Below are 24,019 nucleotides of genomic sequence, written 5' to 3'. Positions count from 1 at the left end.
CAGGCAACGAATCCCAGATATCCCTATGACAACACACACGGTTTCCCGCAGGGTCGCGTGGCTACGCGTGGTCACGCTCGCCATCGCAGCGTTTATTTTCAACACCACGGAATTTGTTCCGGTTGGGCTGCTGTCCGACATTGCAGCCAGCTTCCATATGGAAACGGCACAGGTTGGCATTATGCTGACCATCTATGCATGGGGGGTAGCGCTGATGTCGCTGCCGTTTATGCTGCTGACCAGCCAGATGGAACGTCGTAAGCTGCTGATTGGGCTGTTTGTGGTGTTCATTGCCAGCCATGTGCTGTCATTTATGGCATGGAACTTCACCGTGCTGGTCATCAGCCGCGTCGGCATCGCGTTTGCCCATGCCGTTTTCTGGTCGATCACCGCATCGCTCGCCATTCGTCTGGCCCCGGCGGGGAAACGCGCCCAGGCGCTGAGCCTGATTGCCACCGGAACGGCGCTGGCGATGGTGTTAGGCCTGCCGATCGGGCGCATTGTGGGCCAATACTTCGGCTGGCGCACCACCTTCTTTGCCATCGGCATGGGGGCGCTGATCACCCTGGTGTGTCTGATCAAACTGCTGCCAAAACTGCCCAGCGAACACTCCGGCTCGCTGAAAAGTCTTCCGCTGCTGATGCGTCGACCGGCGCTGATGAGCATCTATTTGCTGACCGTGATTGTGGTGACCGCCCATTACACGGCCTACAGCTATATTGAGCCGTTTGTTCAGGTTGTGGCGGGCTTTAGCGCTAACTTTGCCACCGTTTTGCTGCTGATCCTGGGCGGCGCGGGGATTATCGGCAGCATCCTGTTCGGGAAGCTGGGCAATCAGCATGCGTCTGCGCTTGTAAGCAGTGCGATTGGCCTGCTGCTGGCATGTCTGCTGTTACTGATGCCTGCGGCAGGCAGCGAGAGTCATCTGGCGATCCTCAGTCTGTTCTGGGGCGTGGCGATCATGATTATTGGTCTGGGAATGCAGGTCAAAGTGCTGGCGCTGGCCCCGGACGCCACGGACGTAGCGATGTCGCTCTTCTCCGGGATTTTTAATCTGGGGATTGGCGCCGGTGCGCTGGTGGGCAATCAGATCAGCCTGCATGTATCGATGTCGGCCATTGGCTATCTCGGGGCGATTCCGGCGCTGATCGCGCTGATCTGGTCGATGCTTATCTTCCGTAAATGGCCGGTCGCGATGGAAGAACAGACCAGCCACGGTTGACGTTTGTTGTGCCGGGTGGCTCTGCGCTTACCCGGCAACGTTCTCAATGATACGTCTTAACAATCTCCAGCACGCCGTTAATAATAAACTGCACGCCCATACAGACCAGCAGGAAGCCCATCAGACGGGAGATAGCTTCAATCCCCCCCTTGCCCACCCAGCGCATAATCGCCCCGGAACTGCGCAATGACCCCCAGACAATAATGGCAATAAGCGCAAAAATGATCGGCGGCGCAACGGTGATAACCCAGTGCGGAAATGTCGACCCATCACGCACCGTTGAGGCGGAACTGATGATCATCGCAATCGTTCCCGGCCCTGCCGTGCTCGGCATGGCTAACGGCACAAACGCGATGTTGGCGCTCGGTTCGCTTTCAAGCTCCTCCGATTTGCTTTTGGCTTCCGGGGATTCGTGCGCTTTGTGCGCCGGGAACAGCATCCGGAAACCAATAAAGGCCACGATCAGCCCGCCAGCGATACGCAGACCGGGAATCGAAATACCAAAGGTATTCATCACCAGTTGCCCGGCGTAATAAGCCACCATCATTATGGCAAAGACGTACACAGAGGCCATCATCGACTGCTGATTGCGCTCCGCGCTGTTCATGTTCCCCGCCAGCCCCAGAAAAAGCGCCACCGTCGTTAACGGGTTCGCCAGCGGCAGCAACACCACCAGCCCAAGCCCCACTGCTTTAATCAAATCCAACATAATGCACCGCAGTCCTTATCCTTATTCAACATCGCAATTATAGGGGCAAATCCTCGTCCGTAGCCATCCGCGCAGCGTAACCATAATTGTCTCGCGTAATTCATAACCCCAGATTATCTGTATGATTTAAAAGCGTACAGAATGAGTTCCTGAAGCGTTTTAGCATTTCGTGGCATCGGCCGATTCATTCAGTTGACTTATACTTGCCTGAGCAATAATATCTGCCGTGACTAAACTACTTGCCAGGGCAACCATTGTGAAAAGCACCAGTGACCTCTTTAACGACATAATCCCACTGGGTCGTCTTATTCATATGGTTAATCAGAAAAAAGATCGCCTGCTCAATGACTATCTGTCACCGCTGGATATCACCGCAACACAGTTTAAAGTGCTGTGTTCCATTCGCTGCGAAGTGTGTATCACGCCGGTTGAGCTGAAAAAGGTGCTCTCTGTCGATCTGGGTGCGTTAACCCGCATGCTGGATCGTCTCGTCTGTAAAGGATGGGTAGAACGAAGCCCTAACCCAAATGACAAACGTGGCGTACTGGTGAAACTGACCAGCGATGGCGCGGCCATGTGTGAGCAATGTCATCAATTAGTAGGACAAACACTGCACCAGGAACTGACAAAAAACTTATCGGCAGATGAAGTGGCAACGCTTGAGCTCTTACTCAAGAAAATCCTGCCGTAAACAGAAAAAGAGGTATGACGATGTCCAGACGCAATACTGACGCTATCACCATTCATAGCATTTTGGACTGGATCGAAGATAACCTGGAATCTCCGCTCTCCCTTGAGAAAGTGTCTGAGCGTTCAGGTTACTCAAAATGGCACCTGCAACGGATGTTTAAAAAAGAGACCGGCCATTCATTAGGACAATATATTCGCAGCCGCAAGCTGACGGAGATTGCCCAAAAACTGAAAGAAAGCAATGAGCCGATCCTCTATCTGGCGGAACGTTACGGATTTGAATCGCAACAAACCCTGACGCGTACGTTCAAGAACTACTTTGACGTGCCGCCTCATAAGTACCGTATTACCAGTATGCCGGGTGAATCCCGTTATCTGTATCCACTAAAACATTGCAGTTAATCATCGCCTGTTAAGACGTAACCGAGGAAATCATGAAATTTATCGCCTCCGCCGCCCTCACCTTGCTGGTGCTGGTTTCCGGCCAGAGCTTCGCGGAGCAAACCCCCAGTGCGGGTCAGCAAAATAATCGCGACACCATGATTATGCCGTCCACGCAAAACCAGTCGCCCTGGGACTTCAATCACATGGGCGCTGGCAGCGACAAATCCGACGAATTAGGCGTGCCGTATTACAACCACGACCTGTAATTCGTTTTTGCCCCGCTAATGCGGGGCTTTTTTCTGCCTTAACTCTGCACCCGCGTCGCCCGACGCACCCGCAAGCCAAAGACGTTGATATACAGCCCGGCCATAATCAGCCCTGCGCCACACAATTGCAGCGCGCTAAGCGTTTCATCCAGCAACAGTGCGGCGCTGGCAAGCCCGACCACCGGTACCAGCAGCGATAACGGCGCCACGCGCCAGGTTTCATAGCGTCCGAGCAGCGATCCCCAGATACCATAGCCAATGATTGAGGCAACGAACGCCAGGTAGATCAGCGACAAAATAGTCGTCAGGTCGATCTCCACCAGGCTTTTCAGCATCGCCTGCGGCCCCTCCAGAATAAATGACGCGGCCATAAACGGCACGATGGGGATCAACGCGCTCCAGACCACCAGCGATAAGACCGCCGGACGCGCCTCGTGCTGCATTATCAGCTTGTTAAAGATATTGCCGCACGCCCAGCTCAGCCCCGCCGCCAGGGTGAGCATAAAGCCCAGCAGCGCGACATGCTGACCGTTGAGGCTGCCTTCAATCAGCACCAGCACGCCAAAGACCGCAAGGCTAATGCCCGCCAGCTGCTTGCCCTGCAAGCGTTCGCCAAAGACAAACGCGCCGAGAATGATGGTAAAGAACGCCTGCACCTGAAGCACCAGCGAAGCCAGGCCCGCAGGCATACCGAATTTAATAGCGCAAAAAAGAAACGCAAACTGACCAAAGCTGATGGTGAGGCCGTAGCCCAGCAGCAGCTTGAGGGGAATTTTCGGGCGGGCGACGAACAGCAGCGCCGGAAACGCCACCAGCAGGAAGCGCAGACCCGCCAGCATCAGTGGAGGCATGTTGTGCAACCCCATTTTGATGACCACAAAATTGAGTCCCCACGCCACGACAACCAGCAACGCTAACAGCCCGTCTTTCCGCGTCATTTTCCGCCCCTGAAATATTAAAATTTTGTAAACACTTCAAGGTAACAGAAAAAATAGCCCCGCGAGAAGATCATTAATTCTGGTACTGAAGAGAAGCACTTGCGGATAAATTGGGTGCTATACAAGCTGCCGATCCCATGATAATCCTGTAATAACACAACAAAAAAAGCATAAGTATTTGTCGGGCAGGAAAATGAAACCATCAATCAGGCGCTCAACCGCAGCGCTGCTGGCATCGTCATTGTTATTAACAATTGGCCGCGGGGCAACGCTGCCCTTTATGACCATATATCTTACACGCGTGTACGATATGAGCGTGGAGAATATTGGCTATGCCCTTACCGTGGCGTTGACCATTGGCGTGGTGTTTAGCCTGGGGTTTGGCATCCTGGCGGATAAATTCGACAAAAAACGCTATATGCTGATCGCCATCGTCGCCTTTATCGCCGGGTTTGTGGCCATTCCGCTGGTGAATAACGTGACGCTGGTAGTGCTGTTCTTTGCCCTGATTAACTGCGCCTATTCCGTCTTCTCAACGGTGCTGAAAGCATGGTTTGCCGACGTGCTGACCTCCAGCGAAAAGGCGCGCGTTTTCTCACTCAACTACAGTTTCCTGAACATCGGCTGGACGATCGGGCCGCCGATCGGCACCCTGCTTGTGATGTACAGCCTGCAACTGCCGTTCTGGCTGGCGGCCTTCTGCGCCGCACTGCCGCTCGGGTTTATCCATTTCTTTGTGCAGAAAAGCATAGCCTCGGACAGCCCTGAGGAGAAAATGCCATGGCAACCCTCGGTGCTGCTGAAAGACCGGGCGCTGTTCTGGTACACGCTTTCCGGGCTGCTGGCGTCGTATGTGGGTGGATCGTTCGCCACCTGCATTTCCCAGTATGTCCTCGCCGCACATGCGGACAGTGATTTCGCAGAAAAGGTGGTGGCCGTTGTGCTGCCCGTCAACGCGGCGGTGGTCGTCACCCTGCAATATGCGCTTGGACGGAAGATCACCGCCAGCAATATCCGTCCGCTAATGACCGCCGCGACGCTTTTTTTCATCCTCGGGCTGGGGGGGTTTATGCTTTCCGGCGAGAACCTGATTTACTGGGGGATCGCGGCAGCGATTTTCACCCTGGGTGAGGTTATTTATGCACCGGGTGAATACATGCTGATCGACAATATCGCCCCGCCGGGCATGAAGGCGAGCTACTTCTCCGCACAAGCGCTGGGCTGGCTGGGCGCGGCGGCGAACCCGATGATCACCGGGCTCATCCTGACCCATCTGCCGCACTGGTCATTATTTATCATTATGATGGCCGCCATCATTGCGGCCTGGCTGATGATATTGCGCGGGATGCGCGTGAAAAGTGAAGATAGCGTGTCGAGTAGCGCTGCGCTTACCCGACCTGGAAAACCCTAATCCCAGGCCGGGTAAGGCGAAGCCGCCCCCCGGCAAAACCAACACCTTAGTGGTGCAACATCTCCTCCACCACCTGCTCTTTGTACATCTCATTCGGGTAGTAGGTCGGCCAGTTATCCATCTCTTTCAGCAGCGCCTCGTGGGAGGTGTTGCCCATAAAGATATGGAAGTGTGAAGAGGCTTTCGGCCCGATGATATGGTCGCTGAACTGCACAAACTTAGGCGCCTCGCTCGCGTTATCCTTACATTCAAACAGGTAGCGCACACCTTTTTTCCCCGACGCATAGGTCAGAATTTTGTAGCCGCTGTAGTCGTAGCGGCAGCTGCTCACCGTTTTGCCTCGGTGGAATTCCATCACGTTGTTTTCAATGCCGATGGCGTCCACGTCCGTCGCGTAACCCTTGCGGTAGTAGGCCTTCACCTCGGCAGCAGATTTTTCTCCCTTCTGCGCTTTCTTTTCGAAAACCGGATCCAGCGAACCATCAAGCAGGAACGGGTAAACAGACTGCCAGGTTCCGTCCCAGTCAGACAGCTTCCTGTCCCTGACGTCTTTATCCTCAAAGACGCCGTTTGCCGCCTTCTGTTCCGCCTCCGTCATCTGATGACCGTGCGAATGGGCAAAAAGCGAGCCGCTTACCAGCAGCGTTCCCAAAGTCAGCGCAATTTTTCCAGGTTGTGCAGCCACAGCAAAATCCTCATTCCGTTTTATAAGAACAGGGATGTTATATTATAACATTTCAGATCGCAACCAGCCCGCGAACGCCCTCCTGCTCCATATTCTCCCCGCGCCCCTGCTGGACGATGCTGCCGCGCGACATCACCAGATAGCTGTCGGCCAGCTCTGCCGCAAAATCATAAAATTGCTCCACCAGCAGGATCGCCATATCCCCCCGGTTCGCCAGGCTGCGGATCACCTGCCCAATCTCTTTAATCACCGACGGCTGAATACCTTCCGTGGGTTCATCCAGAATCAGTAACTGTGGACGGCTCGCCAGCGCGCGACCAATCGCCAGCTGCTGTTGCTGACCACCGGAAAGATCGCCTCCGCGTCGGTGCTTCATCTCCTTCAGCACCGGGAAAAGCTGCCAAATCTCCTCCGGTACGCTTCTTGCGTTTCCCGCTGAGAAGCGCGACAGCCCCATCAGCAGGTTTTCTTCTACGGTCAGACGCGGAAAAATCTCCCGCCCCTGCGGAACATACGCCACGCCGGACTGCACTCGCTGGTGCGGTTTACTGTGAGTGATGGTCTTTCCCTGCCAGACGACCTCCCCGGCTTTCACCGGGATCAGCCCCATCAGGCACCTCAGCAGCGTGGTTTTGCCCACCCCGTTGCGCCCCAGCAGGCAGGTAACTTCCCCGACGACCGCCTCAAAGCTCACCCCGCGCAGAATATGACTTCCGCCGTAGTACTGATTCAGTTCGCAAACCTGTAACATCCCCTCTCCTTAACGTCCCAGATAGACGTCAATTACCTGTTCATTGGCCTGTACCTCGCGAAGCGAACCTTCCGCCAGTACCCGCCCCTGATGCAGCACCGTGACGTGGTCGGCGATGGTCTCGACGAAGCCCATATCGTGCTCAACCACCATCAGCGAATGCTTGCCTGCCAGGGTTCGGAACAGCTCGGCTGTGTATTCCGTCTCTGCGTCGGTCATACCGGCGGCGGGTTCGTCCAGCAGCAACAGGTGCGGGTCCTGCACCAGCAGCATGCCGATCTCCAGAAACTGCTTCTGTCCGTGGGAAAGCAGTCCGGCACGGCGATCGCGCTCGCTGCCAAGCCGCAGCAAAACCAGCATCTCATCAATGCGGTCGCGCTGCTCGCCGCTGAGCGTGGCCCGCAGGCTCGCCCAGACGGACCTGTCGGCTTTCATGGCGATTTCGAGGTTTTCCCCTACGGTCAACGCTTCAAACACGGTCGGCTTCTGGAACTTACGGCCAATGCCCTGACGGGCGATGGCCGCCGGTTCCAGGGCAGTCAGATCGATGGACTGATCGTAAATAGCTTTCCCGCTTTTTGGCCGGGTTTTGCCGGTGATCACGTCCATCAGCGTGGTTTTACCGGCTCCGTTAGGGCCAATGATGCAGCGCAATTCTCCGACGCCGATATTCAGCGAGAGATCGGTCAACGCCTGAAAACCGTCGAAACTGACGTTAATGGCCTCGAGCTGCAACACCGGATCGGTCTGCTCGCGGTAACGGTCGCCCGGTAGCTGGCGGGTAAAGAGTCCTTCAGAGGGCTGCATTAATTCTCTCCCTTACGAAACAGACCGAACACGCCGCGCGGTAAAAACAGCGTCACGGCGATGAAAATCAGCCCCAGAAACAGCTGCCAGTACTCCGGCATCGCCACGGTGAAAAAGCTCTTCGCACCGTTGACCAGCGCCGCGCCAATCACCGGGCCCACCAGAGTGCCGCGCCCGCCCAGCGCTACCCAGATGGCCGCTTCAATCGAGTTGGTTGGCGACATTTCACCCGGGTTGATAATGCCCACCTGCGGAACGTACAGCGCCCCCGCCAGGCCACACAGCACGGCGGAAAGCGTCCAGACCAGCAGCTTGAAGCCGCGCGGATCGTAGCCGCAGAACGTGAGACGGTTTTCCGCATCGCGCACCGCCGTTAAAATGCGGCCAAATTTACTCTTCGCCAGCGCGTAGCCTGTGCCCAGGGCCAGAAGCAGCAGCACGACCGTTGCGAGAAACAGCGCGATCCGCGTGGTGGTCGCCGTGACGGAAAATCCGAGCAGCGTGGTAAAGCCGGTAAAGCCGTTATTGCCGCCAAAGCCGGTTTCGTTGCGAAAGAACAGCAGCATGCCCGCATAGGTCAGCGCCTGGGTCATGATGGAGAAATAGACCCCTTTGATCTTCGAGCGGAAAGCAAACCAGCCGAAGACCAGCGCCAGCAGGCCGGGTATCGTCACAATTAACACCAGTGCCCAGGCAAAATGCTGCGTTCCCCACCAGAACCAGGGCAGTTCGCTCCACGAGAGAAACGACATAAACGCGGGCAGCCCGTCTCCGGCCGCCTGGCGCATCAGGTACATGCCCATCGCATAGCCGCCCAGGGCGAAGAATATGCCGTGCCCCAGCGAGAGCATACCGGCATAGCCCCAGACCAGATCGAGGGCCACGGCGACCACCGCGTAGCAGAGGATCTTGCCGATGAGCGTCAACATCCACGTGGAAACGGCCAGCGGATGGGTGGCGGGCAACAGCGCGAGAAAAGGCAGCACCAGCAGCGCCGCAACCAGCAGACTGCCGAAGATTTGCGCGGTGCGCGGTGCCCTGCGCGCCAGTGTTAAGGTCAATAGCTGGCTCATCAGTCTGTCACCCTCCCTTTAAGTGCGAATAACCCCTGCGGACGTTTCTGGATAAACAGAATGATCGCCACCAGAATCAGGATCTTGCCCAGCACGGCGCCCATCTGCGGTTCAAGAATTTTATTGAAGATCCCCAGACCAAAGGCCGCCGCGACGCTACCGGCCAGCTGGCCGACGCCGCCGAGCACCACCACCAGGAACGAATCAATGATGTATCCCTGGCCCAGCTCCGGTCCCACGTTCCCCAGCTGGGACAACGCCACGCCGCCCAGCCCGGCAATGCCGGACCCGAGGCCAAACGCCAGCATATCTACCCGTCCGGTGGGGACGCCGCAGCAGGCCGCCATGCTGCGGTTTTGCGTCACCGCCCGCACGTTCAGCCCCAGACGCGTTTTATTCAGAATGAGCCAGGTGAAGAACAGCACCAGCAACACAAACCCGAGCACCACAATACGGTTCCACGGCAGCGTCAGGTTGGCGAAAACCTGCACCCCGCCGGACAGCCAGGCCGGGTTTGCGACCTCAAGGTTCTGAGCGCCAAAGGTCATGCGCACCAGCTGGATAAGCATCAGGCTGATCCCCCAGGTGGCGAGCAGGGTTTCCAGCGGGCGGCCATACAGATGGCGGATCACCGTGCGCTCCAGCACCATCCCGATACCTGCCGTCAGGCAAAACGCCACCGGCAGCGCCACCACCGGATAGAGCGCCAGCCACTGAGGCATCCACTGCGCCATAACCTGCTGCACCATCCAGGTGGCATACGCCCCGAGCATCAGCATTTCGCCGTGGGCCATGTTAATCACCCCCAGCAGACCATAGGTGATAGCCAGCCCGAGCGCGGCCAGCAAGAGTACCGATCCCAACGACAGGCCCATGAAGGCCTGCCCCAGCAGTTCGCCCCACATCAGCCGGTGCTGAATACGGTCCAGGCTCTCAGCGGCGGCGGCACGTACCCGTGCGTCCGGCTCGGTTTGCGCCCGGGTGAATGGCGTCAGCGTGGCCTGCACGTCCGGATCGTCAGACTGTCCCAGCAGTTCAACCGCGTTAAGGCGCGTTTCCGCCTGCGGACTCGCCAGCTGAAGATTTGCCAGCGCCAGCCTCAGCGACTGTCGGGTGACGTCGTCCGTTTCGCGATTAGCCCGCTGTTGCAGAAACCCGAGCATATCCGGCTGGGCGTCACGCTGAAGCTGCCGCGCGGCATGACGTCTTTCGGTGACACTGTCACTGACAAGCTGATGCGTCGCCAGCGCCGTGACGGTTAACACGCGCAGCCGGTTGGTCAGTCGCACGGCTTTGGTCGTTCCTTCGGCGCTCTTTGCCGCGCCCAGGGCCACCATTTCACCGTCGATGCGGGTAAAAGCCTTCTTCTGGCTGTCGGTGTAGAGGTTCTCTTGTTGCAGCGCTTTAAGCAGCGGCAAACGTGCAGGTTCCGGCGTGGCTGCCCAGCGGGTCAGCATGGCGGTTTGCTGGCTGCGGCTAGCGGCAACGAAATCATCGGCATCCGATGCCTGCGCCATCCCTGGCAGCAGTCCGGTAAGCCACACAATCGCAATCATCATGCGTATGGCGTTCATGACGTCTCTCCCTGGTGGTGGCTTAGTTGCTGGCGGTTTTCATCGGCTGGTCAGGTTTTTTGTCATTCCCGGCGATAAACGGGCTCCACGGCTGAGCGCGTACCGGCTGTTCGGTTTGCCAGACGACGTTGAACTGGCCGTTGCCTTCGATTTCACCAATCATGACGGGCTTATGCAGGTGGTGGTTGGTGGCATCCATGGTCAGCGTAAAGCCGGACGGCGCGTTGAACGACTGGCCCGCCATTGCCGCGCGCACTTTGTCCACGTCGGTTGTCCCCGCTTTTTCAACCGCCTGCGCCCACATATGCAGGCCGACGTAGGTCGCTTCCATCGGATCGTTGGTGACGACGGTATCGGCATTCGGCAGCTGATGGGCTTTCGCGTAGGCTTTGTAGGCCGCGACAAAGGTCTGGTTGGTCGGGTTATCGACGGATTCAAAGTAGTTCCACGCCGCCAGGTTACCCACCAGCGGTTTGGTATCAATGCCGCGCAGTTCCTCCTCGCCCACCGAGAACGCCACAACCGGCACGTCCGTGGCTTTCAGCCCCTGGTTCGCCAGCTCTTTATAGAAAGGCACGTTGGAATCACCGTTGATGGTGGAGACCACCGCCGTTTTACCGCCCGCAGAGAATTTCTTGATACTGGCGACGATGGTCTGGTAATCGCTATGACCAAATGGGGTGTAGACCTCTTCAATATCTTTATCTTCCACGCCTTTCGAGTGCAGGAAGGCGCGCAGGATCTTGTTCGTGGTGCGCGGGTAAACGTAGTCCGTTCCCAGCAGGAAGAAGCGTTTCGCGCTGCCGCCGTCCTCGCTCATCAGGTACTCCACCGCCGGGATCGCCTGCTGGTTAGGCGCCGCGCCGGTATAGAAGACGTTAGGTGACATCTCTTCACCTTCGTACTGCACCGGATAGAACAGCAAACCGTTCAGCTCCTCAAAAACCGGCAGAACCGATTTACGCGATACGGAGGTCCAGCAGCCAAACACCACGGCGACCTTATCCTGGCTCAGAAGCTGGCGGGCCTTTTCGGCAAACAGCGGCCAGTTGGAGGCCGGGTCAACCACCACCGGCTCCAGCTTTTTCCCGAGCACGCCGCCTTTGGCGTTAATTTCATCGATGGTCATCAGGGCGACATCTTTCAGGGGCGTTTCTGAAATGGCCATCGTGCCGGAGAGTGAGTGCATGATCCCGACTTTAATGGTCTCTGCGGCCTGGACGCCAAAACTGACCCCCATGGCGACCACGGTGGCGGACAAGGCGAACGCTTTTATAAAGGTACGACGGTGCATATTTTCACTCCTGAAAAAGAAAGCTGTGCGAAGACGTCCGTTACCGCCCGGACGCAGAAAAAGTAACGTCAGTTTCAGGAGAGCAAAAAGGGTGCCAGGTTGCAGAGGCAGGATTTAAACGGGTTCGAAGAGAGGATTTACGGTAAACGACTCAGAATGGTACAGCGCTGCACTGTAATAATGCAGCGCTGTGAACGGCGTTACCAGACGTCGCTGGCGATTTGCGTCACCAGGCGAATTTTATCCCACTGCTGGGCTTCGCTCAGGCTGTTACCCTCTTCCGTGGAGGCAAATCCGCACTGCGGGCTGAGGCAAATCTGCTCTTTCGCCACGTAGCGCGCAGCCTCTTCCAGACGCGCTTTCACCCCTTCCGGGTTCTCCAGTTCACCGTGCTTGGTGGTGATCAGCCCCAGTACCACCTGCTGTTTACCCGGGCGCACAAAACGCAGTGGCGCGAAGTCGCCGCTACGGTCGTTGTCGTACTCCAGGAAGAACGCGTCGACGTTCACCGTGCCGAACAGCACCTCCGCCACCGGCTCATAGCCGCCTTCGGAAATCCAGGTTGAGCGGAAGTTGCCGCGGCAGACGTGCAGCCCGATGGTCAGGTCGTCCGGTTTGCCCTCCAGCGCCTTATTCAGCACCCGGGCATAGGTTCGGGCAAGTTCGTCTGCATCATCACCGCGCTCGCGGATCTGGCGGCGCTGGTCTTCTGAACAAAGGTAGGCCCAGACGGTATCATCCAGTTGCAGATAGCGGCAGCCTGCATCGTAAAAGGCCCGAATGGCATCGCGCCAGGTTGTCGCCAGATCGTCAAAGTAATCCTTCAGATCCGGGTAGACCGTGGCATCAATATCCTTGCGGCCACCGCGGAAGTGCAGCACGCTCGGGCTCGGAATGGTCATCTTCGGCTGTGCGTTACCGCTGATGCTTTTGAGGTAGCGAAAATCTTCCAGCATAGGATGATCGCCGAAGCCCAGTTTGCCCGTTACGCGCACGCCGTGGGCTTTGGTCTGCACCCCGTTGAACTGAATGCCCTGCTGCGAATCATAACGCTCTACGCCCTGTAGCCCGTCAAAGAAGTCAAAGTGCCACCAGGCGCGGCGGAATTCACCGTCCGTTACCACATGCAGACCGCAGGCGCACTGCTGTTCGACAACATGGCGAATGGCCTCGTCCTCAACCGCGCGAAGCTGACCGGCATCGATCTCACCGCTGGCAAATTGCAGACGGGCCTGTTTAACAGAGTCCGGGCGTAAAAAACTGCCGACTACATCGGCGCGGTACGGGGCGTGGTGTCGCTGCATGGAAATCTCCTCTGTCTGTCGGCGTTAATTGCCCACAGTGATAATTCATCTCTTGAACATTTAGACTTCTGGATGTCTAAACGTCCTAAAAAGATGTCATACCGGCTCGCCGCCGACAAACGAGAAAATTTCATCTGTGATGAAATAAATTCATGTTCACAGGGCGGGCGATGAAGATCCTGCAAACGCGAACCGCTCATCTTCCCAGCCGGTCATGCCCCCGAGCATAATCTTAACCGGCAGACCCAGACGCGCCAGCTTCAGCGCCGCCCTGTCCGCCCCGTTGCAGTGCGGGCCTGCACAATAGACGACAAACAGCGTGCCCTCTGGCCACGCTGTCATCCGCTCGGCGGTGATCTGGCTCCAGGGTAAATGCAGCGCGCCGGGCAGATGCCGCCGGGCAAAATGTTCAGGCTTCCCGACAACGTGCAGCAGAACAAAGTCCTGCTCACCGCTGGATACCGCGTGATGGACATCGGCGCAGTCCGTCTCGACGCTCAGACGACGCAGAAAATGCCCCACGGCTTCCTGCGGCTCAGCAGCCGGAAATTCAGTAACATAGCTCATGAATCTTCCTCATTTGTGGTGTTTGTGTTAACACTACTCTATCCCTTAATTCAGAACATGAATGCGTCCGCCTATGCCAGAAAACAGCAAAAAGATGACAAACTTAAGACATCCCTCGCCGCGCGCGGTCGTGCTGGCATATGACGGTTTATGTACCTTTGAGTTTGGCGTGGCGGTAGAAATCTTTGGCTTGCCGCGCCCGGAGATGGGCGATGACTGGTATCAGTTCGCCGTGGCGAGCGTGGATGGCGGCGAGCTCCGGGCAACGGGCGGGATCCGTATTCTGGCCGACGGCGATCTGCGTCTGCTTGAAACGGCGGATCTGGTTGTTGTACCCGGCTGGCGAGGGCTGGATGAACCCGTACCCGAAGCGCTCTGCCAGGCGCTCCGCGCGGCGCATGCCCGCGGCTGCCAGCTACTCTCGATCTGTTCTGGCGTTTTCGTTCTGGCAGCCTCAGGCCTGCTTGACGGGCGGAAGGCAACCACCCACTGGCGCTACACGCAAGCTCTGAAAACACGCTTTCCCGCCATCACCGTGGTCGAAGATGTGCTCTACCAGGACGAAGGCGATATTCTCACTTCCGCCGGCAGCGCCGCGGGGATTGATCTGTGTCTGCACGTGGTGCGCCGGAATTACGGTATGGAGGCAGCAAACCGCGTGGCGCGTCGACTGGTGATCCCGCCCCATCGGGACGGCTCGCAAACCCAGCAACTTAGCCGACCGGTGGCTCAGTTGCGGGAGAGCCAGCGCCTGGGCCAGCTGTTCGATTATCTTCACCAGCATCTGGCCGTTTCCCATACCGTCGAATCGCTGGCCCTGCGGGTGGGTATGAGTCAACGCACCTTTCTGCGCCGTTTCCAGGACGCGACCGGGACAACGCCCGCGCGCTGGTTATTGACTGCGCGATTGCAGCGGGCAAAAGATTATCTCGAAAACAGTCGGCTCAGCATTGATAATATTGCGGAACAAACCGGATTTGGACAAAGCGCCACGCTGCGCCACCATTTCCGGCAGCAATTTGCGCTTTCGCCCGCGCAATATCGCAAACAATTTTTACAGCCGGTACGATAAACGGGCAAAAAAAAACCGCCATAATCTGGCGGTAAATGCTTGCATGGATAGATTTGTATTTTGGTATCTACGCTCCGGTATTCCCTACCGGGATGTGGATCACCAGCAATCTACCACTGTGAGCCTCAACGAAGCATAAACGAATCGATTAACCCGCTTTGGTATTAATTTGCAGATAACGCATCAGCCCCTGATCTGCACTCTGGCGGGCATCATCATTAATCGCTTCGAGATAAAACGCACGAGAGACCCCATACGGTGCCTGCTCGGGTGGGTAAACGGCGAACTGGAAGGTTTTGCCTCTCGCCTTATTGGTACAGCCCAGCTCCCAGCGATCTTCACTTACCTGGGTGCTATTACATTCGACACGTCCGTAATCGCTGGTTAAATACGATCCGACACGGCTTTTTGCTGACTGAATATATTCTGGTTCTTCATTTGAATAGATGCTGGCCGCAGCACCCACCGCAACCACTACGCCCAGAAGTGATAGCACGATTATTTTTTTCATTTATTCGATCCAATCCTTAGCCAGAAAAATCTTATTGTAAATGATTTCCCAATAAATCTAGTTGCTCTTTGCATACCAGAAATGGGAGTTTACAACGTCGATATCGCTTTTAAGAATAGTCTTAAGCGCATTTTATTGCGACCACAATTTTTGACACTCTATTTTCTCAAATTTAAAGAGTCGAATAATTACTCTATGAAATTATCCCTACGATGACCGTAGCGTATTTTCAGGGGATAAATGATGTTCAGAAAAGAATTTTCGCTACTGCTGGTGATTAGCGCCCTGTTCTCAGGACAGATTATGGCGGAGCACAAAGGGCATGAATTTGTGTATGTGAAAAACGCCGACCATCAGCTTCGTCATGAAGCTGACAGCGACGAGTTACGCAGCGCGGCTGAGGAGTCTGCGGAGGGGTTGCGCGAGCACCATGCCTGGCAGAAATCGCGCAAACCGGATACCCACTCTGCGGGTTAGCTGCCTTTACGCTTCGGCAGGGTCTTCATCAAATCGTCAGGGCTGACGGAGGCCACAATGCTTCCCGGCGGCGGCATTTTGAAGATGTGATTCTTCATCTTGCCGATAACGTGCATTTCACACGGACGGCAGTCAAACTTCAGCGTCAGCACTTCATCGCCATTCACCAGCTGCATCGGCGTCGCTTTCCAGCTTTTAATATTGCCTTTCGCCTGTTTCGGACAAAGGTTAAAAGCAAACCGCAGGCAGTGTTTGGTGATCATCACCGGCACATCGCCCTTCTCTTCATGCGCTTCATACGCGGCGTCAATCAGCTGCACGCCGTGACGATGATAAAACGCACGCGCTTTGTGGTTGTATACGTTCGCGAGGAAAGAAAGATGCGTGTCCGGGTAGACCGGCGCAGGCACCGCTTCGGCCTTACGGCTGCCGCGCGAATAGTTTGCCAGGCGTACTTCATCCAGCATCTCGGCCGTTTCACGGCGGAACTGGTTCAGCAGGCTGTTCGGCACGAACAGCGCGTCCGGCAGATTCACCTCAATATTGCGCGCGTAATAAATGGTCTGCCCCAGCTTCGCCACGCCATCCTTGAGGTTGTTGAGCGCTTTCTCCGCATTGTTCGCCACCTCGAACAGGCCGTCGAGCGTATGCGTCACGCTGATGCCGTCTTCGCAGGTCATGGTCAGGATCAGCTGCTCTTCCCAGCCCCCCAGCGCGATATCCACCGCAATGCGGCGCTCGCTGGAGGTCTTGAGCAAGGCCTGCTGCCAGTTGTGATCCAGGTTACGGTTAAGCGCCGCATTAGGACGGGCTTTGTAGAGATCGGCAGGCATTTCGTTCGGCCAGACGCGATAGCGATTTTCGCCGGTTTTCTCCACCGTATTGGCGCGGAAACCCACTACTTCACGTTTGATCATCACGTTGAGACCATCGCCGTTCGCCAGCGGCTCTGTCACCTGAACGTCAAGATGATCTTTCGCCACTTTCAGCACTTCACCCACCGGCAGGCCGATAAACTTCGGTGAGTCGAACGCGCCAATATCCCCTTTACGGGCATTCACGAAATAGTCCGTGCTGCCGCGGTGGAAGGTTTTGTCCGTAGACGGAATAAAGAAATGCTCTGTACGCCCGGCGGAGGCGCGCGCCAGATCACCGCGATCGTCGATGATGGCATCCAGCATCTGACGATAATGGGCGGTGATATTTTTCACGTAGCTCATGTCCTTGTAGCGCCCTTCAATTTTGAAGGAGCGTACGCCAGCATCGATCAGCGCACCGAGGTTCGCCGTCTGGTCGTTATCTTTCATCGACAGCAGGTGTTTTTCGAATGCCACCACGCGGCCCTGATCGTCTTTCAGGGTATACGGCAGACGGCAGGCCTGAGAGCAGTCGCCCCGGTTAGCGCTGCGCCCCGTCTGGGCGTGAGAGATATTACACTGCCCGGAATAGGCCACACACAGCGCACCGTGGATAAAGAATTCAATGGTCGCGTCGGTCGCCTGATGGATATCGCGGATCTGGTTCAGGTTCAGCTCGCGCGCCAGCACAATCTGCGTAAACCCGACGTCCGAAAGAAACTTCGCCTTCTCGACGGTGCGGATATCGCACTGAGTGCTGGCGTGCAGCTCAATCGGCGGGATATCCAGTTCCAGAACGCCCATATCCTGAACGATCAGGGCGTCAACGCCGGTCTGGTAGAGATCGGTGATCAGACGCTGCGCGGGCTCCAGCTCATCATCATGAAGAATGGTGTTCAGGGTCACAAACACCTTCGCCCCGAAACGGTGAGCGAACGGTACCAGCTCGGCAATGTCGCGCAGGCTGTTGCTGGCGTTATGCCGGGCACCGAAGCCAGGGCCGCCAATGTAGACGGCATCCGCACCGTGAAGAATGGCTTCACGGGCAATGGCGGCGTCGCGGGCCGGGCTTAGCAGTTCAAGATGATGGGAGTGCAGGCGCATACTTCGTCGTTATCCGTTATGGTCAAAATGGCGGCTATTGTAGTCAGAAGTCTGTGTCAGTGAAACCGTTTTGCGACGCTTTAGCGGGGATAATGGATCAGGGAGTGAAAATGCACCGTACGGGCGCTGCTGTTGCGGTACGCGTGCGGTTTATCGCCGGCAAAACGCACGCCGGAATCAGCGTATATTGTGCGCCAGACACCGTCGATCTGCATATCCAGCTCACCGCTTATCACCACCACATGTTCGATCACCCCGGCTTCGTGCGGCGTGGACTCGCTCAGCGCGCCGGGCGACAGGGTGATGGAGAAATGGTCGAACTTAAGCTGTTCATCCCAGGGGAAAAGCGGTTTCACCACCATCGCCTGCTGCTGCGGATCGAACACCGCCTGCGGTTCGCTTTCTGGAGTGATAAACGCCGAAAAAGGTACGTTCAGCCCGGTGGCGATTTTCCACAAGGTAGAGACCGTCGGGCTGGACTCATTGCGTTCGATTTGCCCAAGCATTGCTTTCGACACGCCCGTCTCTTCCGCCAGTTTTGACAGGCTCCAGCCCCGCGCCTGACGCAGCGCTTTCAGTGTGGTTGCCAGGTGTTGAGTGATATCCATAGTTCCTCCCGTTGCGGCAAAGCATACCACTTGTACGCTATAGCGCACAGTGATACCTTATCCCGGACGTTATAACGCACAACGGAGTTTCCATGCGATCGACTGCCTCTCTCTTTCCTGCCGTGCTGGCCGGTTTTGTTGCCGTTCTGGTGGGCTATGCCAGCTCTGCCGCCATTATCTGGCAGGCGGCTGCGGCGGCTGGCGCCAGTACACAGCAAATCGCCGGATGGATGACCGCGCTAGGGCTCGGGATGGGGATCAGCACGCTGGCATTGTCGTGGTGGTATAAAGCCCCCGTGCTGACCGCCTGGTCGACTCCTGGCGCGGCGTTGCTCGCCACCAGCCTGCATGGCGTGACGCTGGCGGAAACCATCGGGGTATTTATATTCGCGAATACGCTGATTCTGCTGTGCGGCGTCACCGGCCTGTTTGCCCGGTTGATGAAACTGATCCCGCACTCGCTTGCCGCCGCTATGCTGGCGGGCGTGCTGTTACAGTTTGGCCTGAAGGCATTCAGCAATCTTGAGGGACACATTTTTCTTTGCGGCAGTATGCTGGCCGCCTGGCTGGTGGCCAAAGCTGTAGCGCCCCGGTACGCCATTGTCGCCACGCTGCTGGTGGGCGTGTTCGTTGCCTGGGCTGGAGGTGACGTTGTCACGAAAAGGATGACGTTATCGGTCATCATGCCGGAATTCATTGCCCCTGCGTTCACCTTCACCAGCCTGATCAGCATCGGCTTACCCTTCTTCCTGGTGACCATGGCGTCGCAGAATGCGCCCGGCTTCGCCACCATGCAGGCATCGGGCTATCCGCTGGCGGTCTCACCGCTGATCGTTGCCACAGGCGGGCTGGCGCTGCTGTTGTCCCCCTTCGGCGTCTATTCTATATGCATCGCCGCCATCACCGCCGCCATCTGCCAGAGCCCGGACGCCCACCCGGATGCCAGTAAACGCTGGCTGGCTGCGGCAGCCGCAGGTGGGTTTTATCTGCTAGCGGGGGTGTTCGGCGGGTCGATTTCGGGGCTGATGGCCGCCCTGCCGCTGAGCGGCATCCAGACGCTGGCCGGGCTGGCCCTGCTCGGCACTATCAGCGGGAGTTTGTATCAGGCACTGAATCATGAAGCAGAGCGCGACGCGGCGATCGTCACCTTCCTGATGACCGCCAGCGGCGTCACGCTCCTGGGGATTGGCTCCGCCTTCTGGGGGCTGGTGTTGGGAGGGATCTGTTACGCCGTCTTCTCACGCCTTCGCCGCGCGTAGCTGTGACGGCGTAATGCCGGTCATGCTGCGAAAACGGTTACTGAAATGGCTGGCGGAGTTAAATCCGCAGGCCAGCGCGATGTCGGTGAGCGGCGTGGTCGTGTGCTGCACCAGCGCTTTGGCCTTCTCCATGCGGCGCTGCATGACGTACTGATGCGGCGCCAGGCCCATCGACTGGCGGAACATCCGCGCAAAGTGATACTCACTGAGTGCGGCCTGGCCCGCCAGTTCCGCCAGCGTTAAGGGTTGCGCCAGGTTTTCCTCGATAAAGGCCAGCACGTTGCGCAGCACAAACGGCGATAACCCGCCGGTCACCACCGGCAGCTTCCACTGTACGCTGGAATAGTGCTGGACTAAATGCGTCAGCAATAAGGTCGACGCGGTGCTCAGGGTGAGCTGATTGGCGTTTTGCTGCCAGTCGCAGCCGAGCAAAAACTGGCGATAAAGGGCGGTGATTTTCGGATCGCTGCCGAATATTTTTTCCTCCAGCGTCAGCGATAGCGGTCGTTTATCCCAGATTTTCTCCCCCACGTCCCGCAGGTGTTCATCGGTGCAGTAGAGGTGCACGAACGACAGGTCGTCACGAATATCCCACGTGGATTCGCTCTCTTCCGGCATCAGACAAAAACGATCCGGCCCACCGCCATTTTTCCAGCCACCCGGCGTTTTTTGATAGCTTTCATAGCCATCTGCCACGTACAGGCTAAGGGTGTGATGGTTGCTTTTCACGGTGATCGTGTCGTGCTTGTTGTACCACGCCGCCAGTTGAATGCCAGTATTGAGCGCGACGGTTTCCCGCAGCACCGCATTTTGTTGGCGTAACGTTTCAAAGGTGTCGTAAACGAGAGACATGGCCGTAAACAGGTGATTAATCAGACTGTCAGTCTAAGAAGTGTTGCAGCCTGTTACCAGCCATTGTGCGAGAAAAAAGCGCAAGAATTTGCAAGTCCGGCGCAAGGCGATGAAAGCCGGGTCCCTCTTCTTTCGCCACACTGTTGTTTTTCGCGGTATGAGAAGAGAGACACCATGAACGCATTACTCTATGGGCTGGTTGTTGTTATCTGGGGCACGACCTGGATCGCCATTTTTTTACAACAGGGGCCGGTTGCAGCGCCGGTCTCCATTTTCTGGCGCTTCGCCGTGGCCAGCGCCACGATGATGATCGTCCTGGTCGCCCTTCGCCGCCTGCGCAGGCTGGCGCTGCGGGATCATCTCTACTGCATGCTACAGGGCTGCTGCGTTTTCTGTTTCAACTTCTGGTGCTTTTACACCGCCGCCGCCCATATCAATACCGGCCTTGAGTCGGTGATTTTCTCGATGGCCGTGCTGTATAACGCCATCAACAGCTTTATCTTCTTCGGCCAGCGTCCACCCGCACGCTTCTGGACGGCGGCAGCGCTGGGGCTTATCGGGATCATTACCCTGTTCTGGAACGATCTGCTCGCCAGCGGCTGGAGCGCGTCGTTGCTTACGGGCATCGGGCTTTCCGCCCTCGGCACCTACGGCTTCTCGCTGGGGAATATGATCAGCATGCGTCATCAGCGAAACGGGCTGGAAACCATGACCACCAACGCCTGGGCGATGCTGTATGGCACCGTCGTGATGGGACTTATCGCCCTCTTCAGAGGCGATAACTTTATGCCGGAATGGACGGTGAGCTATATGGGGGCGCTGCTCTATCTTGCGCTGTTTGGCTCGGTGATTGCCTTCGGCGCCTACTTTACGCTGGTAGGCCGCATTGGTCCCGGTAAAGCCGCCTACAGCACCCTGCTGTTCCCGCTGGTGGCGCTGTCGATTTCAACGGTGTACGAGGGTTACGTGTGGCATCTCAACGGGATCGTCGGCCTGTTGTTGATACTGGGGGGGAATATGGTGATGTTTACGAAGCCGGAAACCTGGTTCCGCCGCCTGCGGACGGCATAAAAAAACGGCCTGCGAAAATGCAGGCCTTTTTTTATTAATTTGCTGTCTGATGAACATCAAACATAGTGGCATCCGTTGCCATGTCATCCACAACCTGCTTCAGGGTGCCGAAGCCCATTGGCGTATTCTCGTTCGCCAGCTCTTTCCCTTCCCCCTTACGAACAACCTTAATCACCGGTTTGTTCGTAGCCGCGTCGATTAACTCACCTTCGAAGAACAGATGCGTATCCATGGTACGATGGCCCGTGGCCATTTGCGTACCCGCAACCAGCAGCGCGACAGGCACCACTTCATAGAACTGCAAACCTTCTTTGTCTGAGCTCACACCCGTGATGGCGCCGCGGAAGATCAGGCTATGTTTGCCCGGCGTCGTCACAATCGGCTTACGCTGGCCAATCGCGGTTTTCAGTTTGGTATTGGTATAATTCAACAGCTCATCAAGCGTTTTTTGCCCAAGCTGAGTGGTCGGTTTTGGCGTCGGATAATAGGTTATCGGCGTCCAGATAATGCTGTCATAATTCGCCTCATTATAAGAAGGATCAACCCAACGCAGGGTTGGCTTCCCGGTTGCAGATTTCATCTCCTGCAAGCCTGAGTAATCTTTTAAAAAGCCTGAATATTGATCGGGGGCTGCGACTTTTGACGCACAGCCTGAAAGGGCCAACAGACCAGAAAGCACTGCAACTTTAAAAAAAGTGTGAGTACGCATGATGGTATTCCATGTTATCTGCAAGTATGCACTTGAAGTTATAACAAAAAATGGAGCGACGTGTTGTGGCAAAAAATGACGAAGACAGCACAAATAGCGAAAAAACTGCCCGACCGAAACCGGGCAGTGAAAATTACTCTTTCAGGTCCACTTGCCAGAACAGGTGTTTGCCGAAGGGATCAATTTCATAGCCCGTGACCTCTTTACGGACTGGCTCAAAAATCGTTGAATGGGCAATCATTACCGCCGGCATTTGATCGTGCATCATCTGCTGCGCCTGCTTGTACAGCGCCACGCGTTTTTCGCGATCGGTTATCGATTTTGCTTCGGCAATCAGGTTATCAAACGGCTTATAACACCATTTCGCCGAATTCGACCCGCCGTTGGCGGACGTACAGGTAAACAGCGGGCCGAAGAAGTTATCCGGATCCCCCGTCGCCGTTGTCCAGCCCATCAGCGCAGCCTGATGCTCCCCGCCCTTCACGCGCTTCAGGTATTCGCCCCATTCGTAGGTCACGATTTTGGTCTGCACGCCAACTTTCGCCCAGTCCGCCTGGATCATCTCCGCCATACGCTTCGCGTTCGGGTTATACGGCCGTTGCACGGGCATGGCCCACAGATCGATGCTTACGCCGTTGGCAAACCCCGCCTCCTTTAACAGCGCTTTCGCTTTTTCTGGATCGTAATCGTAGTCTTTCAGCTCACTGTCGGCACTCCAGACGCCAGGCGGCAGCAGGTTTTTCGCCGCCGTGCCGGTGCCGTGGAAAACCGCCTCAATGATGGCCGGTTTGTTAATCGCCATCGCCAGCGCCTGGCGCACTTTTACGTTATCCAGCGGCGGCTTTTGCGTATTAAACGCCAGGAAACCGGTATTCAGACCGGCCTTGCTCATCAGGTTGATGTCTTTGTTAGCCTTCATACGCGGCAGGTCCGCCGGGTTCGGGAACGGCATCATCTGACACTCATTCTTCTCGACTTTGGCAAAACGTACCGAGGCGTCCGGCGTGATGGTGAACACCAGACGATCCAGCTTCGATTTTCCCTGCCAGTAGTCAGGGAAAGCGGTAAAGAGGATGCGGGAATCCTTCTGATATTGCGACAGCTTAAACGGCCCGGTGCCAATCGGCTGCATATCGACCTTTTCTGGCGTGCCCGCTTTCAGCATGGCATCGGCGTACTCCGCCGACAGAATGGAGGCAAAGTACCACGCCAGGTCAGCGACAAACGGCGCTTCCGGATGCGCCAGGGTGAAGCGCACGGTGCGATCGTCAACTTTATCAATGGCGGTAATCAGGCTGCCGAACTCCAGACTTTCGAAGTTGGAATAACTGCCGTTGGAGACGTTATGGTAAGGATGATTCACATCCTTCTGGCGCATAAACGAGAAAATCACGTCGTCCGCGTTGAAATCGCGCGTCGGCGTGAACAGCTTATTACTGTGGAATTTCACCCCTTTGCGCAGGTGGAAGGTGTAGACCTTGCCATCCTCGCTTACCTCCCAGCTTTCCGCCAGGCTCGGCACCAGTTCGGTAGTGCCCGGTTTGAAATCGACCAGACGGTTATAAACCGGTACGGCGCTGGCGTCCACGCTGGTCCCCGACGTATAGAGCTGAGGATTGAAATTTTCCGGCGATCCTTCGGAGCAATACACCAGCGTTTTTGCCGCGACGGTGGAACTGACCGTCAGTGCAGCAAGCGCCAGCGTTATCATTGTGAATGTGCTTTTCATCATTTATTCCTGTCTTTTTAATTCGACGGCTAATTACTTCTTTTGCCATTTCATAAATAACATTAAAGTGATGGCGCAAACACATGAAAAATAAA

25 protein-coding genes are annotated in these 24,019 nt (G+C 56.5%); 9 read left to right on the top strand and 16 right to left on the bottom strand.

Translation table 11 applies throughout. The features are described from left to right. Positions 1 to 25 precede the first annotated feature (25 nt). The gene (locus ACOTXD_RS15850) at positions 26 to 1,222 is read left to right on the top strand and encodes a sugar transporter (RefSeq protein WP_126501220.1); all 1,197 of its coding nucleotides are present in this window, start codon (positions 26 to 28) and stop codon (positions 1,220 to 1,222) included. Positions 1,223 to 1,265: 43 nt separating this feature from the next. On the opposite strand, the gene ACOTXD_RS15845 is transcribed toward ACOTXD_RS15850, so the two are convergent. After that, on the bottom strand, positions 1,266 to 1,931 hold the full coding sequence (locus tag ACOTXD_RS15845; RefSeq protein WP_003857180.1) for a MarC family NAAT transporter: 666 nt from the start codon (positions 1,929 to 1,931) through the stop codon (positions 1,266 to 1,268). A gap of 256 nt (positions 1,932 to 2,187) precedes the next feature. Here ACOTXD_RS15845 and marR point away from each other — a divergent pair, with 256 nt between their 5' ends. The 3 genes from marR to marB are packed head-to-tail and all read left to right on the top strand — an operon-like array spanning position 2,188 to position 3,271. Further along, positions 2,188 to 2,622 carry a multiple antibiotic resistance transcriptional regulator MarR gene (gene marR, locus ACOTXD_RS15840; RefSeq protein ID WP_023314145.1) on the top strand — a complete coding sequence of 145 codons (435 nt, stop codon included), beginning with the start codon at positions 2,188 to 2,190 and terminating at the stop codon, positions 2,620 to 2,622. Positions 2,623 to 2,642: 20 nt separating this feature from the next. Then, positions 2,643 to 3,023 carry an MDR efflux pump AcrAB transcriptional activator MarA gene (gene marA / locus ACOTXD_RS15835; protein ID WP_001303241.1) on the top strand — a complete coding sequence of 127 codons (381 nt, stop codon included), beginning with the start codon at positions 2,643 to 2,645 and terminating at the stop codon, positions 3,021 to 3,023. Between the two features lie 32 nt (positions 3,024 to 3,055). Then, positions 3,056 to 3,271, top strand: a complete 216-nt coding sequence (gene marB, locus ACOTXD_RS15830) for a multiple antibiotic resistance protein MarB (RefSeq protein ID WP_003857184.1) — start codon at positions 3,056 to 3,058, stop codon at positions 3,269 to 3,271. A 38-nt stretch (positions 3,272 to 3,309) separates the two neighbouring features. Here marB and eamA read toward each other — a convergent pair whose 3' ends face one another. Beyond that, positions 3,310 to 4,209 (bottom strand): O-acetylserine/cysteine exporter, encoded by a 900-nt coding sequence (gene eamA / locus ACOTXD_RS15825; RefSeq protein WP_032658384.1) that lies wholly within the window; start codon positions 4,207 to 4,209, stop codon positions 3,310 to 3,312. Positions 4,210 to 4,402: 193 nt separating this feature from the next. Between eamA and ydeE the strand changes: the two genes are divergently transcribed. Then, positions 4,403 to 5,620 carry an efflux MFS transporter YdeE gene (ydeE, locus tag ACOTXD_RS15820; RefSeq protein WP_003857189.1) on the top strand — a complete coding sequence of 406 codons (1,218 nt, stop codon included), beginning with the start codon at positions 4,403 to 4,405 and terminating at the stop codon, positions 5,618 to 5,620. A 46-nt stretch (positions 5,621 to 5,666) separates the two neighbouring features. Here ydeE and zinT read toward each other — a convergent pair whose 3' ends face one another. The 8 genes from zinT to ACOTXD_RS15780 form a co-directional block, all read right to left on the bottom strand. Next, a complete protein-coding gene (gene zinT / locus ACOTXD_RS15815; protein WP_003857190.1) occupies positions 5,667 to 6,305 on the bottom strand; it encodes a metal-binding protein ZinT in 639 nt (212 codons plus the stop codon). A gap of 52 nt (positions 6,306 to 6,357) precedes the next feature. Then, positions 6,358 to 7,056: an urea ABC transporter ATP-binding subunit UrtE gene (gene urtE / locus ACOTXD_RS15810; RefSeq protein WP_059294158.1), complete on the bottom strand. Its 699-nt coding sequence runs from the start codon at positions 7,054 to 7,056 to the stop codon at positions 6,358 to 6,360. A gap of 9 nt (positions 7,057 to 7,065) precedes the next feature. After that, the gene (gene urtD / locus ACOTXD_RS15805) at positions 7,066 to 7,863 is read right to left on the bottom strand and encodes an urea ABC transporter ATP-binding protein UrtD (protein ID WP_015570541.1); all 798 of its coding nucleotides are present in this window, start codon (positions 7,861 to 7,863) and stop codon (positions 7,066 to 7,068) included. Continuing rightward, the gene (gene urtC, locus ACOTXD_RS15800) at positions 7,863 to 8,936 is read right to left on the bottom strand and encodes an urea ABC transporter permease subunit UrtC (RefSeq protein ID WP_421766457.1); all 1,074 of its coding nucleotides are present in this window, start codon (positions 8,934 to 8,936) and stop codon (positions 7,863 to 7,865) included. Before urtC ends, urtD begins: the two co-directional genes overlap by 1 nt. Beyond that, complete coding sequence (urtB, locus tag ACOTXD_RS15795) at positions 8,936 to 10,510, bottom strand: urea ABC transporter permease subunit UrtB (RefSeq protein WP_023324641.1); 1,575 nt, start codon at positions 10,508 to 10,510, stop codon at positions 8,936 to 8,938. The genes urtC and urtB overlap by 1 nt, the downstream gene beginning before the upstream one ends. 22 nt (positions 10,511 to 10,532) lie before the next feature. Beyond that, on the bottom strand, positions 10,533 to 11,804 hold the full coding sequence (gene urtA, locus ACOTXD_RS15790; protein ID WP_061856117.1) for an urea ABC transporter substrate-binding protein: 1,272 nt from the start codon (positions 11,802 to 11,804) through the stop codon (positions 10,533 to 10,535). Between the two features lie 200 nt (positions 11,805 to 12,004). Next, positions 12,005 to 13,108, bottom strand: coding sequence for a cobalamin-independent methionine synthase II family protein (locus tag ACOTXD_RS15785; protein ID WP_023314139.1), 1,104 nt, complete (start codon positions 13,106 to 13,108; stop codon positions 12,005 to 12,007). Between the two features lie 156 nt (positions 13,109 to 13,264). Beyond that, positions 13,265 to 13,675, bottom strand: coding sequence for a rhodanese-like domain-containing protein (locus tag ACOTXD_RS15780; protein ID WP_003857206.1), 411 nt, complete (start codon positions 13,673 to 13,675; stop codon positions 13,265 to 13,267). A 73-nt stretch (positions 13,676 to 13,748) separates the two neighbouring features. On the opposite strand from ACOTXD_RS15780, the gene ftrA reads away from it, so the two are divergent. Beyond that, positions 13,749 to 14,747, top strand: coding sequence for a transcriptional regulator FtrA (gene ftrA / locus ACOTXD_RS15775; protein ID WP_022651184.1), 999 nt, complete (start codon positions 13,749 to 13,751; stop codon positions 14,745 to 14,747). A gap of 148 nt (positions 14,748 to 14,895) precedes the next feature. Here ftrA and ACOTXD_RS15770 read toward each other — a convergent pair whose 3' ends face one another. After that, positions 14,896 to 15,258: a hypothetical protein gene (locus tag ACOTXD_RS15770; RefSeq protein ID WP_003857209.1), complete on the bottom strand. Its 363-nt coding sequence runs from the start codon at positions 15,256 to 15,258 to the stop codon at positions 14,896 to 14,898. A gap of 243 nt (positions 15,259 to 15,501) precedes the next feature. Here ACOTXD_RS15770 and ACOTXD_RS15765 point away from each other — a divergent pair, with 243 nt between their 5' ends. Then, the gene (locus ACOTXD_RS15765; RefSeq protein WP_015570548.1) at positions 15,502 to 15,735 is read left to right on the top strand and encodes a DUF2554 family protein; all 234 of its coding nucleotides are present in this window, start codon (positions 15,502 to 15,504) and stop codon (positions 15,733 to 15,735) included. Here ACOTXD_RS15765 and ACOTXD_RS15760 read toward each other — a convergent pair. Both ACOTXD_RS15760 and ACOTXD_RS15755 read right to left on the bottom strand, forming a co-directional pair. After that, positions 15,732 to 17,696, bottom strand: a complete 1,965-nt coding sequence (locus ACOTXD_RS15760) for a peptidase U32 family protein (protein WP_003857212.1) — start codon at positions 17,694 to 17,696, stop codon at positions 15,732 to 15,734. The two genes, ACOTXD_RS15765 and ACOTXD_RS15760, sit on opposite strands and share 4 nt — an antisense overlap. A gap of 80 nt (positions 17,697 to 17,776) precedes the next feature. Next, complete coding sequence (locus tag ACOTXD_RS15755; RefSeq protein WP_045336245.1) at positions 17,777 to 18,304, bottom strand: helix-turn-helix domain-containing protein; 528 nt, start codon at positions 18,302 to 18,304, stop codon at positions 17,777 to 17,779. A 92-nt stretch (positions 18,305 to 18,396) separates the two neighbouring features. Here ACOTXD_RS15755 and ACOTXD_RS15750 point away from each other — a divergent pair, with 92 nt between their 5' ends. Further along, positions 18,397 to 19,563: a benzoate/H(+) symporter BenE family transporter gene (locus ACOTXD_RS15750; protein ID WP_045342930.1), complete on the top strand. Its 1,167-nt coding sequence runs from the start codon at positions 18,397 to 18,399 to the stop codon at positions 19,561 to 19,563. On the opposite strand, the gene ACOTXD_RS15745 is transcribed toward ACOTXD_RS15750, so the two are convergent. After that, entirely contained in the window at positions 19,543 to 20,415 is an 873-nt protein-coding gene (locus ACOTXD_RS15745; RefSeq protein ID WP_006810606.1) for a helix-turn-helix domain-containing protein, read from the bottom strand. The genes ACOTXD_RS15750 and ACOTXD_RS15745 overlap by 21 nt on opposite strands. Positions 20,416 to 20,589: 174 nt before the next feature. On the opposite strand from ACOTXD_RS15745, the gene ACOTXD_RS15740 reads away from it, so the two are divergent. After that, positions 20,590 to 21,486, top strand: a complete 897-nt coding sequence (locus ACOTXD_RS15740; RefSeq protein ID WP_003857219.1) for a DMT family transporter — start codon at positions 20,590 to 20,592, stop codon at positions 21,484 to 21,486. 34 nt (positions 21,487 to 21,520) lie between these two features. On the opposite strand, the gene ACOTXD_RS15735 is transcribed toward ACOTXD_RS15740, so the two are convergent. Beyond that, on the bottom strand, positions 21,521 to 22,195 hold the full coding sequence (locus ACOTXD_RS15735) for a DUF3313 domain-containing protein (protein ID WP_003857221.1): 675 nt from the start codon (positions 22,193 to 22,195) through the stop codon (positions 21,521 to 21,523). A 133-nt stretch (positions 22,196 to 22,328) separates the two neighbouring features. Continuing rightward, entirely contained in the window at positions 22,329 to 23,924 is a 1,596-nt protein-coding gene (locus ACOTXD_RS15730) for an ABC transporter substrate-binding protein (protein WP_421766456.1), read from the bottom strand. Positions 23,925 to 24,019 lie beyond the last annotated feature (95 nt).

Source organism: Enterobacter cloacae complex sp. CDL013, assembly GCF_049238805.1.
GTDB classification, from domain to species: domain Bacteria; phylum Pseudomonadota; class Gammaproteobacteria; order Enterobacterales; family Enterobacteriaceae; genus Enterobacter; species Enterobacter hormaechei_C.
The sequence above is the reverse complement of the archived record's forward strand: the minus strand, read 5'-3'. Positions and strand labels throughout refer to the sequence as shown.

What these genes read in the sequence shown, in the direction of transcription:
- ACOTXD_RS15850 (WP_126501220.1), top strand. Translation starts at nt 26, where the DNA reads ATGACAACACACACGGTTTCCCGCAGGGTCGCGTGGCTACGCGTGGTC.
- ACOTXD_RS15845 (WP_003857180.1), bottom strand. Translation starts at nt 1,931, where the DNA reads ATGTTGGATTTGATTAAAGCAGTGGGGCTTGGGCTGGTGGTGTTGCTG.
- marA (WP_001303241.1), top strand. Translation starts at nt 2,643, where the DNA reads ATGTCCAGACGCAATACTGACGCTATCACCATTCATAGCATTTTGGAC.
- marB (WP_003857184.1), top strand. Translation starts at nt 3,056, where the DNA reads ATGAAATTTATCGCCTCCGCCGCCCTCACCTTGCTGGTGCTGGTTTCC.
- eamA (WP_032658384.1), bottom strand. Translation starts at nt 4,209, where the DNA reads ATGACGCGGAAAGACGGGCTGTTAGCGTTGCTGGTTGTCGTGGCGTGG.
- ydeE (WP_003857189.1), top strand. Translation starts at nt 4,403, where the DNA reads ATGAAACCATCAATCAGGCGCTCAACCGCAGCGCTGCTGGCATCGTCA.
- urtE (WP_059294158.1), bottom strand. Translation starts at nt 7,056, where the DNA reads ATGTTACAGGTTTGCGAACTGAATCAGTACTACGGCGGAAGTCATATT.
- urtD (WP_015570541.1), bottom strand. Translation starts at nt 7,863, where the DNA reads ATGCAGCCCTCTGAAGGACTCTTTACCCGCCAGCTACCGGGCGACCGT.
- urtC (WP_421766457.1), bottom strand. Translation starts at nt 8,936, where the DNA reads ATGAGCCAGCTATTGACCTTAACACTGGCGCGCAGGGCACCGCGCACC.
- urtB (WP_023324641.1), bottom strand. Translation starts at nt 10,510, where the DNA reads ATGAACGCCATACGCATGATGATTGCGATTGTGTGGCTTACCGGACTG.
- urtA (WP_061856117.1), bottom strand. Translation starts at nt 11,804, where the DNA reads ATGCACCGTCGTACCTTTATAAAAGCGTTCGCCTTGTCCGCCACCGTG.
- ACOTXD_RS15785 (WP_023314139.1), bottom strand. Translation starts at nt 13,108, where the DNA reads ATGCAGCGACACCACGCCCCGTACCGCGCCGATGTAGTCGGCAGTTTT.
- ACOTXD_RS15780 (WP_003857206.1), bottom strand. Translation starts at nt 13,675, where the DNA reads ATGAGCTATGTTACTGAATTTCCGGCTGCTGAGCCGCAGGAAGCCGTG.
- ftrA (WP_022651184.1), top strand. Translation starts at nt 13,749, where the DNA reads ATGCCAGAAAACAGCAAAAAGATGACAAACTTAAGACATCCCTCGCCG.
- ACOTXD_RS15770 (WP_003857209.1), bottom strand. Translation starts at nt 15,258, where the DNA reads ATGAAAAAAATAATCGTGCTATCACTTCTGGGCGTAGTGGTTGCGGTG.
- ACOTXD_RS15765 (WP_015570548.1), top strand. Translation starts at nt 15,502, where the DNA reads ATGTTCAGAAAAGAATTTTCGCTACTGCTGGTGATTAGCGCCCTGTTC.
- ACOTXD_RS15760 (WP_003857212.1), bottom strand. Translation starts at nt 17,696, where the DNA reads ATGCGCCTGCACTCCCATCATCTTGAACTGCTAAGCCCGGCCCGCGAC.
- ACOTXD_RS15755 (WP_045336245.1), bottom strand. Translation starts at nt 18,304, where the DNA reads ATGGATATCACTCAACACCTGGCAACCACACTGAAAGCGCTGCGTCAG.
- ACOTXD_RS15750 (WP_045342930.1), top strand. Translation starts at nt 18,397, where the DNA reads ATGCGATCGACTGCCTCTCTCTTTCCTGCCGTGCTGGCCGGTTTTGTT.
- ACOTXD_RS15745 (WP_006810606.1), bottom strand. Translation starts at nt 20,415, where the DNA reads ATGTCTCTCGTTTACGACACCTTTGAAACGTTACGCCAACAAAATGCG.
- ACOTXD_RS15740 (WP_003857219.1), top strand. Translation starts at nt 20,590, where the DNA reads ATGAACGCATTACTCTATGGGCTGGTTGTTGTTATCTGGGGCACGACC.
- ACOTXD_RS15735 (WP_003857221.1), bottom strand. Translation starts at nt 22,195, where the DNA reads ATGCGTACTCACACTTTTTTTAAAGTTGCAGTGCTTTCTGGTCTGTTG.
- ACOTXD_RS15730 (WP_421766456.1), bottom strand. Translation starts at nt 23,924, where the DNA reads ATGAAAAGCACATTCACAATGATAACGCTGGCGCTTGCTGCACTGACG.